The sequence below is a fragment of the bacterium genome, from assembly GCA_021372615.1.
In the GTDB taxonomy this organism is placed as follows: domain Bacteria; phylum Armatimonadota; class Zipacnadia; order Zipacnadales; family UBA11051; genus JAJFUB01.
Window position 1 is genome coordinate 1 of record JAJFUB010000136.1, and the last position, 15,112, is coordinate 15,112.

Sequence of the window (15,112 nt, forward strand, 5' to 3'; positions counted from 1 at the left end):
GGGTAGGGGGTAGGAGGACGTTGGACGCACACCGCACGGCGGCCTACCCCCGCGCCTGCGGCGCGACCCCTCCCCACCGGGGAGGGGTGTGCCGTCTCCCCTCCCTTCAGGGAGGGGGTAGGGGGTAGGACGATGTTGGACGTTGGCCGCACACCGCACGGCGGCCTACCCCCGCGCCTGCGGCGCGACCCCTCCCCACGGGGAGGGGTTGACGGCAACGACAACGGCCTAGCGGCGCGTTACCGGCACCACCGTCGTCGCCCCCGCCGCCACCTGTACCTGCAGCTTTGTGCCGCCGTAGAGCGGGCAGTGTGGCGGCGAGGTCACAGTCGCGGTGATCGCCTGGTCGGTCGGGTTGTGGACCTCCAGGAACGGTTGCTTCCCCTCCGCCTGCCCCTGGTCCACCAGCGTCAGCTTCACGGCCTTGTTGTCGCACACGAAGACGTTACCGATCCACAGGTCGCTGCCTCGGTCTACATCCTCCTGCAGCCACGCTTTCCCCTCGGCCACACCGACCCAGCGCAGCCACGGATGCTTCGTGCCGTAGACCGCCGCGCAGCCGTTGTCCTCGATCCCGTCTACGCAGATCGGCAGGTCCACGATCGTCTGGCTCGGCGCGAACTTCCCGGCCACCTCGTGGCCCACCGCCTGCAGGTTCACGAACATCCCGTAGGTGATGGCCGCGCACACGACCGGTGTGAACTCGGCCTGGAAGCTCGCAGCGATGGTCTCGATGCGCTTGATGGCCTCCTCGGCGCTCGCCGGCCGGCCGCCGAGGGTCGCCATGGCGAAGCGGTAGCTGAGGCTCTCCCCCGCCCTGACCTTCTGCCCGGCCCGCCCGATCCCCACCTGTAGCTGATTGAGCTTCCCGCTGGCCGCGTCGGACACGCACGCCCACACCAAGGGCGTCGCGGCGTAGAAGACGCTGTACTGGTCGAACGGCCAGGCCGTCGCGTAGCCGCCCGGCTCGATCTGGCCCGTGCGGTGGAACGGCTCCCCGGCGGTGATGGGTTGGGCCACCGGGCCGCCCCCGGCGTCCTTGACCAGTAGTGTCGCCGGGCCCTCGCCGGCGCTGCCGCAAAAGTAGAAGAGCATGACCGGCACGCCGCCCGTTAGCGTGGCGTCACGCTTGAAGGTGACTGTCCCCTCGTGGAAGACCATCCCGCCGCGGTAGTTCTCGGCCCCCTCGCGCGCGCGGCGGTAGTCCCACGTCACGTACATGTTGGTGCGGTTCTGCAGGTAGGTGGCCCGGTGCGTCCGGGTGAAGAGCGGGTTGTCGTCCACGATCCTGGGGACGCTGGTACGGGCGGGGGTGTCGCGGGTCGGCGAGTCGTATGGCTCCACCACCGGCCCCATCTCCATGTCGCAGATCTTCACATCGTTGCCCGGCAGCTTCACATCCAGGATCTTGCGCAGGATGCCGTTCGCGCCGTGCGTGGGGTACTGCTTCATCTCCTCGGTCGTGGTGCAGTCAATGGGCCACAGCGCCAGCTTCGCCTGGCGCGTGAGCGGCACGGCGGTGTCGTAGCCGCCGATGCTCTCGGCGGGCGGCCCCTGGTACATCTGCGCCAGGGGCATCATCTCGTTGCGGTCGGGATGCCAGCACAGGCCTACGCCATTGAGGAAGTTCAGGTTGTCCCCGCAGCGTTCCAGGCTCATCTTGTAGCTCCACAGGAACACCTTGTCCGAGATGGCCCGACGGCCCTGCGTGTCCACGACCTCCAGCGTCAGCGTGTGGTCGCGGTCATGGACGAGGTTGAACTCCTGGGCGAACGTCTGCGTCCCGCCGGCGAGGAAGCGCCGGATGACCCCGTAGTCGCAGTTGTGGACGAGCACCTCGCGGATGCCGGCGGGGGAACTGACCTGGAAGCGCAGCCGCGCCCGCTGCTTGCCCCGCACCTCGAAGGGCAGGTCGTGCTGGCCGTTGATGACCGCCCACTGCTCGACCGCGGGGCCGCCGGTGACGTACGGGTTGGCCGGATGGCCGAAGTTACCGCAGCGGGTGTTGAGCCAGTCCTTCGCGTTCGCCAGGCTGGTCGCGCCCGTGGCGCACACGGCCGCGGCGGCAGCGACGCCGGCCGGTGACCGCACCCGCGTGTACGACGCCGGGTTCAGGTGGCGGATGTCGCGCAGGGCATACAGCCACTCGCTGAACTGGTCCTCGACAAGCTTGTCGCCGTCATACACGTACGGCGGCACGCGGTAGAACCACCACATGTTCGCGGGGTGGGCGCCCCGCGCGCGCAGATTGCGGTACGTCAGCAGCATGTTGGGCGCGTAGGCGCAGTACTCCCAGTACTGGCCGGGGTTGTGCATGACCGCGCCATCCCACTGCTGCAGCGCCGGGCGTTGGGCGTTCGTCTCGCCATAGGCCCGGCTGAACTGCGCCTGGGGGAAGATGATGCGCTCGCCCCAGATGGCCCAGCGGTTGCCCAGGTCGTCGCTGAACTCCACGCCGGGGCAGGCGTAGAAGTCATCGGTGCACGCGGTCTGACAGTCGGCCTTCAGTTGGTCCAGCTTCTGCGGCGTCATCTTCTCCAGCGACTCGTTGAAGACCAGGAAGGCGAGCCCGGCCGCCTTCGCGGCGGCGGCATACTCGGCCACCGTGCCCGCGCCATCGCTCAGCGCGGTCTTGGCGCCGATCAGACCGCGGACGCCCCTGGCTGGCGCGGGGAATCGGCGGCTATCCCACTCCACACTGGCCGGGAACTGGATCTTCTGCACGGGCTTCGTCTCGAACGTGCCGAGATCGGGATTGCCCCTTGAGGCGGCCGCCAGCCACCTGATCCCATTGAGCACGAGCTTCGCGCCGTCGCTGGGCAGGTTGGCCGCGGCGTTGCCCGTGCTCTCCACGATCATGTTCCAGCCCGGCACACCGTAGTTGGTGTAGACGCTCCGGGCGGGCACGGAGAAGATCATCACGCGGCCCTTGCCGACGCTGCGTGCCGCCACAATCGGCGGGGCGCTCCTGAAGCTGCCAACCTGCGCGACGTCGGTGACGTGCTCGCGGGTGACGACATAGCTCTGTGCCGTGTCGCCGCCGCGCACGAGTACTTGCCACTCCGGCGATAGCTGCGGCGTGACGACGCCGGGCGTCTTGCCGTTGTGATACTGCGGGAGGCAGAGGCGCTTGACGCCCTCGGTGACAGGATGGCCGGGGGTGATGTTCTCGGTCCAGAAGAAGCCTTCGGGCTGGAAGATGGAAGCGATGGGGGTGGTGAAGGCGCGTTGTGGATCCAGGACGCCCTCGTGGAGCATCCTCACACCGAGGCCTTCGAGAATCAGGTTCGCGTAGTCCTGATCCATGTCGCCGGGATAGCGCACGGCCTGCAGGATGATGAGGGCGCTGCCGCCCTCGTTCAGGTAGGCCTCGAGCGCCCGGCGCGCCGCCGCGGCGGTCTGTGGCCGGTCGCCGCCCAGGTCGCGGATGCTGTCATCGAAGGGCGTGTCCATGACGAGGACATTGAAGCCACGCAGCATCGCGAGGATGCGGTCGGGGTTGGTGTCGTAGTACATCGTGCGCCATTCGCCGAACCCGAAGGCCAGGCCGGCGGGCGCCAGCACGCGTGTGCCGTACGGGTGGGTGCTCTGCTCCTCGGCGTAGTACTTGGCGGCATCTACGCGCAGGAAGCCGACGACGGGCCTGTCGGCAGCGCAGGCCAGGGCGCAGGTGAGTACTGCGACGGGCAGGAATGGTCTGATCACGATCGTGCTCCTATGGGTCGTGGAGTGCCCGCGACTCCCCTCGCGCTCTACTTCAGCGGCGGCGCGTAGACCTTGAAGCCCTCCACCGGCACCGGCCCGTCGCCATTGGGGATCAGCTCGATGGTGTGCGAGCCGTTGCTCATCAGCATCGCCAGGTTCGTGGCGTACTCCAGCGCGGCGTCCGGGGTGGCCGGGGCCTGGTAGCTGTCCGTGAACAGGGGCTTCGTCTCCCACTTCACGACATAGCCCTCCGGCACCGGCTTCTTGGAGTAGGTCAGCGCCCACATGACATTCCACGCCGAGGGCTCGATGACGACGCGGCCCGAGTTGGAGACGAAGCGCTGGCTGGCGTCGCCCTCGCCGTCGGGGCCCGTCACGGAGCCCTCGACTGCGAACTTCAGGACCTTCTTCTCCGGGTCGCACTCCGTGAACTTGAGCGTCCACTGCTCGCACACCAGCGGCTTCTCGTGCCCGAACTGGTTGATGGAGGGCCACCAGACATTCGGGGCGGCGGTGGGGCGCGAATGATAGTACAGGTCTGGATTGGCCGAGGGCGGCTGGTCGTCGAGCAGCACCTTCGCCGTGCCCAGCTTCGCCTCCGCGGTGTGCTGCGCGATGACATCTATGCGGTTGCCGTCGCAGGACAGCTTCAGGGCGCCGTTGGGGCCCTTCGTGACGCGCGCGTCGTCCACCGGGACGGTCGTCACGAGGTGCTGCCACGGGTCCTGGGGGAACTTCGGGTCGTAGCGCAGCCAGGGGGCGATCAGCTTGCGGATCAGGAAATGGCCCAGCTCGTTGGGGTGGACGCTGTCGGCCAGCGTGTCCTTGGGGTACAGGTTGTGCTCCTTGAGGTACACCCGCAGGCGCTCGCGGACCTCCGCGATCTCGCAGCCGTACTTGGGCGCCAGTTGCCGCCACAGGGCACACCGCTCCTCGTCGTCGTTCGTCGAGCCGACCACGCCGGGGTCGTCCAGCGGCGTCTCCTTCGGCAGGGACGGGTTGAAGCGGAAGTGGGTGGTCCACAGCAGGATCTCGGAGGTGGTGCGCTGGCGAATGCGCTTGATGATCTCCTCCTGCTGGCCGCCCTTCACCCCGCCCCAGCAGTGGTAGATCGTCAGGTCGGGATAGAAGGGGTACAGGTCGTAGTCGGCGGTCTTCACCAGCGCCTCGGCCCCGTAGCCGCCGATGGCGCGGTTCTCGATGGTCAGGTTCGCGTTGGGGTACTGCCGGCGCAGGTCATCGGCCAGCGCGTACGACCACTTGCCGGCGGTGACGGACTGGCCGTAGAACAGAATGCGCACGGTGTTGCGGTGCTCGGGCGTGCTGGTGGCCAGCAGCGTCATGGTGCGCTGGATGTTCTTGCCCAGCTCGCTCAGATTGTCCGGCAGCGGCGGGGCCTCGAACGTGTCCTGGGCCATGAGTGGGCCTCCGATGAGTACGCAGATGAGTAGTGTGATGCGGCCGGTGAGGGAGTGCATGATCGCCATTCCACCAATCGTGTATCGTGCCGCCCTGGCTTCCAGTAGCGCGGGTGGCCTCGCCCGCGCGCGAATGCCGGGCAGGCGCGGCCGCCTGCCCTACTGCGGGCTACTGCGAGGTGCGTCGGTCTACCCGGACGTAGTTGCTCGTCTCGACCACCCCAAAGTCTCCGAAGCGGTCCATCGCGTCATCGAACAGGCCGTTGAGGCCCAGGTTGTCGGCAGGCATGTGCGGCGTGACGACGACGCTGGCATGGCGCCGGCGGGCGACCTCGTTGAGCGCCTCGCTGGTCGCCACCACCCACAGCGTCCCGCAACCGGCGTCGCACAGCGCCTCGAAGACCTCGGGTGTGGGGTTCCAGCCGCCGTAGAAGCAGCAGTAAGTTGGCCCCAGCGGGTTCTTCGGGTCGCCCACGGCCACCTGCGTGGCCACCCCACGGTCCATCAGCCACCGCACCTCCGGCCAACTGTTGCTGATCTCGACGAGGTCGCCGACCGTCCGCGGCTGCTGCTCGCGCAGGACCCGGTAGCCCTCGTGATACAGGTACAGGTCCGCCGGGCCGTGGATGGTCATCAGCGGCGCGCCGAGCGCCGTGGCGATCTGGTTGACCGTGTAGTCGCTGCTCCGCTGCTCGACGACGGTCATGGCCGGGCGCAGCAGCTTGTCGGCCAGGTGCTCGGGCACGCCGAACTCGGTGAGCATGGCTCGCTGGCCCAGGAAGATGTCCTCGCGCGAGCCGCACCCGCCGCCCAGGGGCGAGGTGTGATGGCCGACGACGAGGTCCACGGGCTGGCCACGGTCGCGCAGGCGATCGGCCAGCAGGATCTCCGCGCCGCTGATGTTGATGCCGCAGATCAGCCGGTGCACCGCCGTGTCGGGGTCGCCGACGAGCAGGCGGGTGTCGCCAAAGGGGTTGCGCAGGCGTTCGACATCGAACATGGCGCGGGCCGTGCCGGTGAGGCCGTCATAGTGGCGTTGCAGATCGGCCATCTGCGTGCGGATGAGCGCCTCGCCCCGTGGGTCCATGGCGAGGGCGCGCTCGACGGCGAAGTCGTACAGGTCGCGAATGGTCATGGTGAGTCGCCTCGGGAGAGAGAAAACGCCCTGAGACCTTTGGCCTCAGGGCGCGGGATTCCTCCCTGCCGGCTCCGGTCTCACGGCGCGGTGCTGGCGGACACGTAGACCGTCGCCGCGATGGCGATCGCCCGGGCCTCCACGGGGGTGGGCATGGCCGGGGGCCCGCCGGGGCCGCCCCCGGGCGGACCGCCGGCGCTCAGATAGGCCACTTCGCGCCCCCCGTAGTACTCCTCGATGCCCGGCTCGGGGAACATGCCGCCGTACTGGTAGCCGGTGATCTTCACGCCGAGACCGCGGGCGATGGCCTGCAGGTTCTCGACGGCATCCTTGGTCGCCTTCTCGAGTGCCTCGCGGTAGGCCGGCCCCGTGTCCACCTTGATGAACTGCGGGTTGCCGACGTTGGTGGCCCCGTGCTTCACAGCCGCGTCAATGACGCGCGACACGGCGGGCACCACCTTCTCCGGCGGCCCGTTGAGTTCGACGCCCACGGAGTTGGTCACGCTGTAGCCGACGACCTCGCGGGCCAGTTCGGCCCCGGGGTCAGGGCTGTATTGCTGGACATCCTTGCCCAGCGGCTTGAGCACCGGCCGCACCTGGAACGCCTCGGTGGAGATGATGATGTCCGGCACGTCAAGGGCCCGCACCGCCTTGAGGATGCCGGCCATCTTCTCAGCGGCCTGCTGTCGCGCGGTCGCCACTTCCTTGCTCTCCGTGCGCACGGACACATTCACACACACCTGGTCCGGCTGCACCTGCACCACCGCCGTGCCCGCTGCCTTCAGTGTCGGAACGCTCTGCGCGCTGCACGCCGACGCGACAAACAGCCACATCACGGTCACTACGACCCCTGCCTGGCGCATGGTAAGGCCCCCTTATGAGGTTTGTGGTGTGTCCCTCACATCAACACGCGGCCGGGCGCGAGGTTCCGGCATTCCTGTGCCACTGTGCAGCGCAGATCGTCGTCACTCGCGTGGTGCGACCCTCCGGACCGCCCGCCCAAAGAGGAACGCCCCGAGACCGTGGGCCTCGGGGCGTACTGGTTTCATGCCTACGGGCATGCGACGAATGCCATCAGTGTCTGCTACTGGGAGGTGTCGTCTGGCCAGACCAGCGGGAACTTGCCGTCCACGTTGGCGCTCTTGTTGAGTGAGGCCCAGGACAGCCACTTCACATGGCCGTCCACGAACGCGAAGTTCATGCCCTCGTTGTGGCGGGCCGCAGCCTGCGGCAACTGCGAGTCCCAGTCGTAGCTCGGGTCGAGTGCGGTGATGGTGTTGTACAGGTAGACATAGCTGTTGTTGTCATCGGAGATCATGTAGCAACTGGACGGCTCGGCGACCGTGCCCAGAGCTACCCGGTTGAGGCGCATGTTGGCCCCGTACGACATGGTCGGCACCTCGGTCATCGCGGGCCAGTCGTTGATGGCCGAGCTGAAAGCTCCGCCGCTGGGGCAGACGAACATCTGGCCGTTCTTGCAGTACGGGTACACGTTGGCCACCCAGAAGTTGTCGCCGCGGTCGGCGGCCGCGGCGGTCCTGTAGGGCGTCCAATACCCTATGCCGGCCGGCAATCTCTCGTCGTAGTCCTGCGCATACTGCAGGAATGCCAGTGCCATCTGCTTGACGTTGGAGCTGCACGAGCTCTGTCGCGCTTTCTCGCGTGCCTTGGCGAACACCGGGAACAGAATCGCGGCCAGGATGGCGATGATCGCGATCACGACCAACAGCTCAATGAGTGTGAAGCCTGAGCGTCTCATGTCTATGCCTCCTATGCAAGTGTCCGTTGTAGGAGCGACGTCTGGGGCGACGCACGCATTCCCCCTCCGATGCCCATTCGCTCTAGAGGTTATTCGACGGCCGCCACCAGGTCACCTGCCGTCGCCGTCGGAATCGTGCTAGCCTCCAGCCAGAAGATGAACGCCTCCGTCGTCTGGAAGCCCTCGATGCTGGTGGCGCTCTCCTGGGCCAGCGTGCAGTCGCGCAGGACCAGGGCGCGGTAGCCGGGGCTGTTCCAGATCGCCGCGGTGCTGCGCAGGCCTCCCGGTTTGTCCAGCAGGCAGTGCCCCAGCAGGAACCCGGCGTAGATGAGCGTCGTGATCTTCCGCTCGCGCGCGATCCGGTCGAAGGCCGCCTGCTGGTACACGCAGCAGTCGCCGGGCTGCGGCCGGACGGGCGCGGGGAAGTCACACACCTCGCGCATCCGGTTCCACTGCTCGTCGCGCTCCAGCCCCCAGGTGACCTGCAGGTACTCGGCCAGGACCGCCTCGCGGACGGCGGGCGGAGGCCAGGCCGCCGCGTGGGCGCGCGTGTCCCCACGCGCGCAGGACCGTTCCGCGTGGGCGCGCGTGTCCTCACGCGCGCTGTCGGCCACTTCTGGCGGCGTGAGGACACGCCGCCCCACGCGACCCTCATCGCTCACGCGCTCCTCGACCTCCACCAGGCACGCCGGATAGCGCTTGACCACCGCCTCGCTGTTGCAGTGGATGATCGTCAGCCCGGCCGCGCGGGCGGCGGCCAGAGCGGGCGCGAGGTTCTCCTCGACCCGCCGCTTCGCCTCGAGCGCCGCACGCTTTCCCAGACCGATGAAGTGGTACTCGGCGTCCCGCCCCAGTTCCGGGGCCAGCGGCTCCTCCTCCCACCCCATGTTCCACAGGTCCACGGTCACGAAGGCGGTGGCCGTCGGGTCCAGCTCGATCTCGCGATGGACGTGACCGAAGTTGGTCTCATCGTGTGCCTGACCGGGCAGGGCGACGCAGCGGTACTGGCGGACGGGTAGGCGAAACATGGCGACCTCCAGTGGGTGAGTTGCGTCAGGTTCGCCGCAGGTATTCGCCTCCCTGCCGGGCAATTGGACCGGCAACAGGCCGGCAGGATGCCGGCGCCCCCGGGAGTGACGCTCATGCCTCAGCCCAGCGTGCTGTTCATCCTCGTGGACGACATGGGCTACGGGGACTTCAGCGTCTTCAATGGCGGGCTGTCCCAGACGCCCACCCTCGACGCGCTCATGGCCGAGAGCGTCTGCTTCACCCAGCACTACACCGGCTCACCCGTGTGCAACCCCTCGCGCGCGTGCTTGATGACCGGGCGCTACCCACACCGCACCGGCTCGATTGACACGCTCGAATGGCGCGGACTGGAGCGCCTCGCCCTGCGTGAGACGACGCTGGCTGACATGCTCCAGGCGGCGGGCTACGCCACCGGCCTTGTCGGCAAGTGGCACCTGGGTGCCTACGACCCGCGTTATCACCCGTGCCGGCGAGGCTTTGATGAAGCCGTCTGTTTCCGCGGCGGGATGCACGACTACTACAACTGGCGGATCGAGTTTGGCACGGACACCGTGCGGCGCGGGGACGGGACGTACCTGACCGACCTGTGGACCCAGGAGGCCTGCGGCTTCCTGCGCCGCCACCAGCGCGAGCCGTTCTTCCTGCACGTCACCTTCAATGCCCCCCACACCCCTCTGCAAGTCCCCGACGAGGAGCGCGCGCCCTTCGCCGACCTGGACGTGACCCCCGGCGTCCAGACGCTCTACGGCATGATCCGCCGCATGGACCGGGGCGTGGCGCAGATCCTCGGGACACTGGATGAGCTGGGCCTGCGGGACAACACCATCGTCTGCTTCTGCAGCGACAACGGCCCGCAGTTCGGCGGGCAGGGCGACGAATGCCTCAACCGCTTCAACTGCGAGTTCCACGGCGCCAAGGGCAGCGTGTACGAGGGCGGCATTCGCGTGCCGATGCTCCTGCGCTGGCCGGACGGCCTGGCCGGCAGCCGCACGTGCGACCACATGGTCCACATGAGCGACTGGCTACCGACGCTGCTGGCGATGACGGGGACGCCGCTGCCCGCGGGGAACCTGCCGCTCGACGGCGTGGACCAGTGGCCGACAATCGAGGGCGGGGTACAAGCCCCCGCCCTACAGCGCTGCTGGCAGTGGAACCGCTACACGCCGCTGGTGGAGTGCAACGCGGCGATCCGTGACGGGGACTGGAAGCTGGTGCGGCCTACCATCCGTGAGGCCATGAACATGCCGGACCTCAAGTGGTGGCACATGTCCATGTACGAGTATGAATACTTCCTCGAACATGGCGTCATCCAGGAGCCGTACCCGGAGCGCGAGGTCCCGCCGCCCCCGGCGCCCGAGCTGTACAACATCGCGCAAGACCCGCTGGAACAGACGAACCTGGCCGGCGAGCACCCGGATACCGCGCGACGCCTGCTGCGCGACCTGGAGACGTGGTTTGCAGAGGTGGAGGCGGAGCGGGCGACGATTGAGGACGTGTGGTGAGGGAGACCGGGATCCGGGGATCGGGACCCGGGAATCGCAAACGGCAACGACGACGGCAACCGCTGCGGGCGGGAGCGTGGGGGCGGAGCTGTTGAGCGCCGGAGGCGCGACTCAATCTAGGCGGGGGCGGAAGCCCCCGTCACACGGGCGCCCCTCTCCCCCTCTGGGCGGGGGGCCGCCGCATCTACATCCTCCAGGAGCAGAACCATGGACAAGCTACGCATCGGCATCATCGGCGTCGGCGGGCGGGGCACGTGCAACGCGCAGGCGGTCAACGCCCGCGAGGACGTGGAGCTGGTCGGCACCTGCGACATCCGCCAGGAGCGCCTCGACCTGTGCGATGCCGAGGGCCTCGCCGGCAAGCGCTTCCTGAACTACCGCGACCTGCTGGACGAGGGTCTCGACGCCGTGTGCATCAACACCGACAACGATCAGCACTGCGAGGAGACGCTGGCGGCGGCGGAGCGCGGGTTGCACGTGTACTGCGAAAAGCCCATCGCGCTTACCGTCGCCGACGCGCGCCGGATGGTCGAGGCCACGCGCAACGTCGCCACGGTCGTGAACCTGAGTATGCGCGCGGCGCCCGAGTACCAGTTCATGTGCCAGGTGATCCGCGAGCAGCGCTACGGGAAGCTGCTGTGCGTCGGGGCGGTGCACCCGAAGCCCTCCGGCCTGCTCGTCCAGGGCAAGGGCCATCGCGCCACCAACGACCCCGCCGTGTGGGGGCCGATCCTGATGCATGACGGTGTGCACATCAGCGAGTGGCTGCGCTACATGGGCGGCGAGGTGCAGACGGTCGTCGCCCGCACGAAGACCACCGGCCCCGACCCGCTCAATGAGGAGTTCATCCACGCCGTCACGACCCATGATGACGACGTGCTCGGCGCCCTGTCGTACATGGCGATGCCCTTCATCCCCACCAAGCAGTACGCGATCTGCGAGCAGGCCAGCCTCTGGCCTGTGCGCGACAGTGACGGCGTGCGTCTGCACGTAGCGAAGGTCGGCGCGGACGACGAGGAGTTGCCGGTGCCGCCCCTGCCGCTGGGTGGGGATGCGTACTACGTGGACGAGTTCGTCCGCGCCATCCGCGAGGGCCACCGGCCGTACGCGAACATGGAGGACGGGATGGAGGGCCAGCGGATCGTCGAGGCCATCCGGAGGTCCGGCCAGACGGGCGAGTTGGTGCGGATGGATGACGTCTAGTACTGACGATTGACTTGACGATTGTATTTACAAGCGGGAACACCGGGGGTATACTGACGATGCCGCCAATCATAGACGAGTTCCGAGTCTCTGCTGCGGCTCGCAAGCACATATCTGAGAAGCATGGTGTTGACCCCGAAGACGCCATTGATGCTGCTGGGAGCACGTCTCGGCACCATCGCACCTATGGTGGCACTCTGGGAGACCGGCGCTATGTCATTGCGGGCAAGGCCGATGACGGACGGCGTATCTGGGTCACGTACGACGACGAGGGCAACGGGATTGGGCGCATCGTGACCGCCCGCGAGCCGGCGGGGAGACTCGACATGGCGCGACACAAACGCTTGAGGGGTGACTGAACGTGCCGAAGCGGCCGAAGATGCTGCCTCACTTCGAGACCGAGGAAGAGGAACTGCTGTTCTGGGAGACCCACCACCCTGCCGACTACATTGAGGGGCCGGTTGACGTGATCCTGCGCCTCAAGAAGCGGCCCAAGAAGACCGTCACGATGCGGATGGACCAGTTGCTCTATGACCGCCTCCGCACCGTGGCGGCTGAGCATGACGTGCCCTATCAGCGTCTCATCCAGGAGTTCGTGCGCGAGGGCCTGCGGGGACTGATGGCCAAGGAGCGCAGACGGGCCAAAGCTGATACCTGAACCTGGGGGCCACAACCGTGTCCCGAACAACATCGCTCTTAGCCCTCCTGACCGTCGTCCTCGCCGTCGGCCTCGCCACGGCCCAGGGCCAACCCACCGAGGGGACCATTGATCCCGCGGCGGTGAGCGCCGAGAAGGGGTTCTGCTACACGGTGGGTATCCAGGCGTCCTGCAAGCCGGATACCCCCGCCGCCAGCGCTGCCTCCTATCTCCGTCTGTTCGAGAACGATCAGGAGCTGGGGCCGGCGCACTCGATGCACCAGACCATCCGGGATGCCGGTGAGGGCGCCTTCTCCCACTGGTCCGGCGACCCGTCGGGACAACCCGCGCAGCTTTACTTCTCCGCCTCCGACAACACCGATCCCCGCCGTAACGGCCGCCGCTATCGCTGGGCCATCATCCGGGACGCCCGGGGCAACCCCATTCCTCCGCCCCCGATGCCGCCGCTGCCGACCAGCCCGTGCCAACTGCAGGCCGTGCCGGACCAGCCGCTGACCCGCGACCGGCACACAACACTGCTGGCCAACTTCGACGACGACGACAGCAATGACGCGATCTATGCGCGCGTGCACCGGCAGGAGGTGGGCGTGGGCAGCAAGCCGGACGCGCCGGGCAAGTTCGGCGGCGGCGTCTGCGTGGATGTCGTCAGCACCAGCGTCATGTACCCGGGGCTGGACAACGTCAACCCGCTGGTCGGGCAGGCTGAGTTCTGGGCGAAGGCCAGCGGCCAGCAACCCCTCTGGAACGACGGGAAGGAGCACTGGCTGCTCGTGGTCTACCCCGAGCGGGCCGGAGCTTCCGCGCGTCACGGCACCGCCCCGTGCTTCCTGACCCTGTGCAAGATGGCCGACGACACGCTCCGGTTCTCTGTGCAGCGCCAGAGCATCCCGCACTACGGCGCGGGGGTCGGCCTACGTGCCGGTGGCCAGTCGGTGAGCCTGCCCGCGGCGGGCCTGAAGGCGGAGGACTGGCACCACATTCTCGTCTCGTGGGACCTGAGGGCGCCCGGGCGCATCTGGCTGCTGGTCAACGGGCAGGGGCTGCGCGGGGACCTCAAGCGATCGGCAGGGCAGCTCCCGCCGAACCCGGCGATGAACATCGTGTTCGGGGGCCTGTGGGGCTTGCCCGGAGACAATGTCGCGGCCGCCCAGTGCTTCCTGGATGACCTGCGGGTCGCGGACTGCACCGTGGAGAAGCGCCTGGCCGGCGCGCCGGCGCCCGAACCGGCCGCGCTGGACGAGGCGCGCCTGCTGCAGGAGATGGACCTGTCGCGGGCCATGCTCGACCAGCTCCTGAGCCTGCAGTTCCACGGCGGCTGGGCTGCCGCGTACCAGTGGCCGACATACACGCCTACCGGCTGGGGGCTGGTCGGCCGAGGGGTGGACATGTGGTTCGCGTACAGCTCGTGGGCCGGCGCGGCGTTGCTGCGCGGGTGGATGCTCTGGGGTGATGACCGCTACCTCGAGGGCGCGCGCGAGGCCGCCGACATGTTCTGCCGCACCCAGCGCGCCAACGGCACCTGGAGCGACGAGTATACCTACGGGCGCGGCGAGTTCGCCCCCTGGGGCAACTACGCGTACATCGCCCAGGCGATGCAGAGCAACCAGATTCGGTTCCTGGCCATGATGTACCGGGTGCTGGGAGAGGAGCGCTACGGGCAGGCCCTCCGCAAGGCCGGCGACTGGATGGTCTCGATCCAGTTTCCCAGCGGCGCCTGGGGCTGGGAGGCCTACCCCGCCGACCACACCGGCCCGTACGGCCACCCGGCGCTCAATGACGCCGTCACCCCGCAGGCGATGCTCGACTTGTTCGTGATCTGGTGCGCGATGACGAAGGAGGGCGGGGTGTCGGCGCAGCCGACGGGGACCCCGCCGGACGGCTACCTACAGGCCGTCCTGAAGGGCGCGCAGTGGATCATTCAGGCCCAGGCCGGGCCCCCGACCTACGGGTGGGCCGACCAGTACAACGAGAAGAACGAGTTCATCTGGATGCGCAACTTCGAGCCGCCTGCCGTCTCGATGCAGGCCATCAACTCGGCCGCCACCGGCCTGTGCTTCGCCTACGACCTGACGGGCAGCGGCAAGTACCTCGAGCCGCTGCGCAAGGTGCTGACATGGTTGGACGCGATACCGCAGGAGCAGCGGGGGTGGCTGTGGTACGACCCGAAGACGAGTGTGCCGGTGGTGGCCTACTACAACGAGATGCTCCCGGTGACCGACCCCAAGGCCGTGCGGGAGATCATCCCGAGACTTGACGCGCACTATGGCACGAAGTACCCGTGGCAGGGCGATGCGATCCGCGCGCACCTGAAGGCGCGGGAGCAGGGGCCGGTGTACCCGGACTGGCGGGGTCGCCGGCCGCGGTCACAGTTCGGGGAGGCGCCGACGGTGGCAGACCGGGCGGCGGCGTACCAGGCCGACCGGGCCAAGGGGGCACGCGACTGGCTGGCAGCGTGGGCGGCGGGGAAGCCGCCGCTCAACAGGGATCCCGAGTACGGCCAGACCTTCGACCTCGGGGCCGCGGTCAGTCACTGCCAGAACCTGATCGGCGACATCGAGAACGCCCTGGTTGCGTTCGGCGATATCCCTGGCGAGCGCCTCCCGCGGTACAGCCGCGGGCACAGCAATGACTGGGTGTGGATGGAGCCGCAGCGGGACTACTACGCCACACCGCTCGGGCAGGGGCAGCAGTGATACCACGTCA

Annotated in this window: 10 protein-coding genes; 4 read left to right on the forward strand and 6 right to left on the reverse strand. The window is 68.1% G+C overall.

Annotated features, from left to right (window positions below):
- Window positions 1-228: 228 nt before the first annotated feature.
- The 6 genes from LLH23_20050 to LLH23_20075 all read right to left on the reverse strand — a co-directional run bounded on the left by LLH23_20050 (window position 229) and on the right by LLH23_20075 (window position 9,045).
- Window positions 229-3,705 carry a hypothetical protein gene (locus LLH23_20050; GenBank protein ID MCE5240761.1) on the reverse strand — a complete coding sequence of 1,159 codons (3,477 nt, stop codon included), beginning with the start codon at window positions 3,703-3,705 and terminating at the stop codon, window positions 229-231.
- 47 nt (window positions 3,706-3,752) lie between these two features.
- On the reverse strand, window positions 3,753-5,123 hold the full coding sequence (locus LLH23_20055) for an SGNH/GDSL hydrolase family protein (protein ID MCE5240762.1): 1,371 nt from the start codon (window positions 5,121-5,123) through the stop codon (window positions 3,753-3,755).
- Between the two features lie 169 nt (window positions 5,124-5,292).
- Complete coding sequence (locus LLH23_20060) at window positions 5,293-6,258, reverse strand: hypothetical protein (protein ID MCE5240763.1); 966 nt, start codon at window positions 6,256-6,258, stop codon at window positions 5,293-5,295.
- Between the two features lie 80 nt (window positions 6,259-6,338).
- Window positions 6,339-7,121: an SIMPL domain-containing protein gene (locus LLH23_20065; protein MCE5240764.1), complete on the reverse strand. Its 783-nt coding sequence runs from the start codon at window positions 7,119-7,121 to the stop codon at window positions 6,339-6,341.
- Window positions 7,122-7,342: 221 nt separating this feature from the next.
- Window positions 7,343-8,017 (reverse strand): DUF1559 domain-containing protein, encoded by a 675-nt coding sequence (locus LLH23_20070; protein ID MCE5240765.1) that lies wholly within the window; start codon window positions 8,015-8,017, stop codon window positions 7,343-7,345.
- A gap of 89 nt (window positions 8,018-8,106) precedes the next feature.
- Window positions 8,107-9,045, reverse strand: a complete 939-nt coding sequence (locus LLH23_20075; protein MCE5240766.1) for a hypothetical protein — start codon at window positions 9,043-9,045, stop codon at window positions 8,107-8,109.
- A gap of 114 nt (window positions 9,046-9,159) precedes the next feature.
- Between LLH23_20075 and LLH23_20080 the strand changes: the two genes are divergently transcribed.
- The 4 genes from LLH23_20080 to LLH23_20095 all read left to right on the forward strand — a co-directional run bounded on the left by LLH23_20080 (window position 9,160) and on the right by LLH23_20095 (window position 15,102).
- Window positions 9,160-10,548: a sulfatase-like hydrolase/transferase gene (locus LLH23_20080; GenBank protein MCE5240767.1), complete on the forward strand. Its 1,389-nt coding sequence runs from the start codon at window positions 9,160-9,162 to the stop codon at window positions 10,546-10,548.
- 207 nt (window positions 10,549-10,755) lie between these two features.
- Window positions 10,756-11,751 carry a Gfo/Idh/MocA family oxidoreductase gene (locus LLH23_20085; GenBank protein ID MCE5240768.1) on the forward strand — a complete coding sequence of 332 codons (996 nt, stop codon included), beginning with the start codon at window positions 10,756-10,758 and terminating at the stop codon, window positions 11,749-11,751.
- Between the two features lie 361 nt (window positions 11,752-12,112).
- Entirely contained in the window at window positions 12,113-12,409 is a 297-nt protein-coding gene (locus LLH23_20090; GenBank protein ID MCE5240769.1) for a BrnA antitoxin family protein, read from the forward strand.
- Window positions 12,410-12,426: 17 nt separating this feature from the next.
- Complete coding sequence (locus LLH23_20095) at window positions 12,427-15,102, forward strand: hypothetical protein (GenBank protein MCE5240770.1); 2,676 nt, start codon at window positions 12,427-12,429, stop codon at window positions 15,100-15,102.
- Window positions 15,103-15,112 lie beyond the last annotated feature (10 nt).

What these genes read in the sequence shown, in the direction of transcription:
- LLH23_20055 (MCE5240762.1), bottom strand. Translation starts at nt 5,123, where the DNA reads ATGGCCCAGGACACGTTCGAGGCCCCGCCGCTGCCGGACAATCTGAGC.
- LLH23_20060 (MCE5240763.1), bottom strand. Translation starts at nt 6,258, where the DNA reads ATGACCATTCGCGACCTGTACGACTTCGCCGTCGAGCGCGCCCTCGCC.
- LLH23_20065 (MCE5240764.1), bottom strand. Translation starts at nt 7,121, where the DNA reads ATGCGCCAGGCAGGGGTCGTAGTGACCGTGATGTGGCTGTTTGTCGCG.
- LLH23_20070 (MCE5240765.1), bottom strand. Translation starts at nt 8,017, where the DNA reads ATGAGACGCTCAGGCTTCACACTCATTGAGCTGTTGGTCGTGATCGCG.
- LLH23_20075 (MCE5240766.1), bottom strand. Translation starts at nt 9,045, where the DNA reads ATGTTTCGCCTACCCGTCCGCCAGTACCGCTGCGTCGCCCTGCCCGGT.
- LLH23_20080 (MCE5240767.1), top strand. Translation starts at nt 9,160, where the DNA reads ATGCCTCAGCCCAGCGTGCTGTTCATCCTCGTGGACGACATGGGCTAC.
- LLH23_20085 (MCE5240768.1), top strand. Translation starts at nt 10,756, where the DNA reads ATGGACAAGCTACGCATCGGCATCATCGGCGTCGGCGGGCGGGGCACG.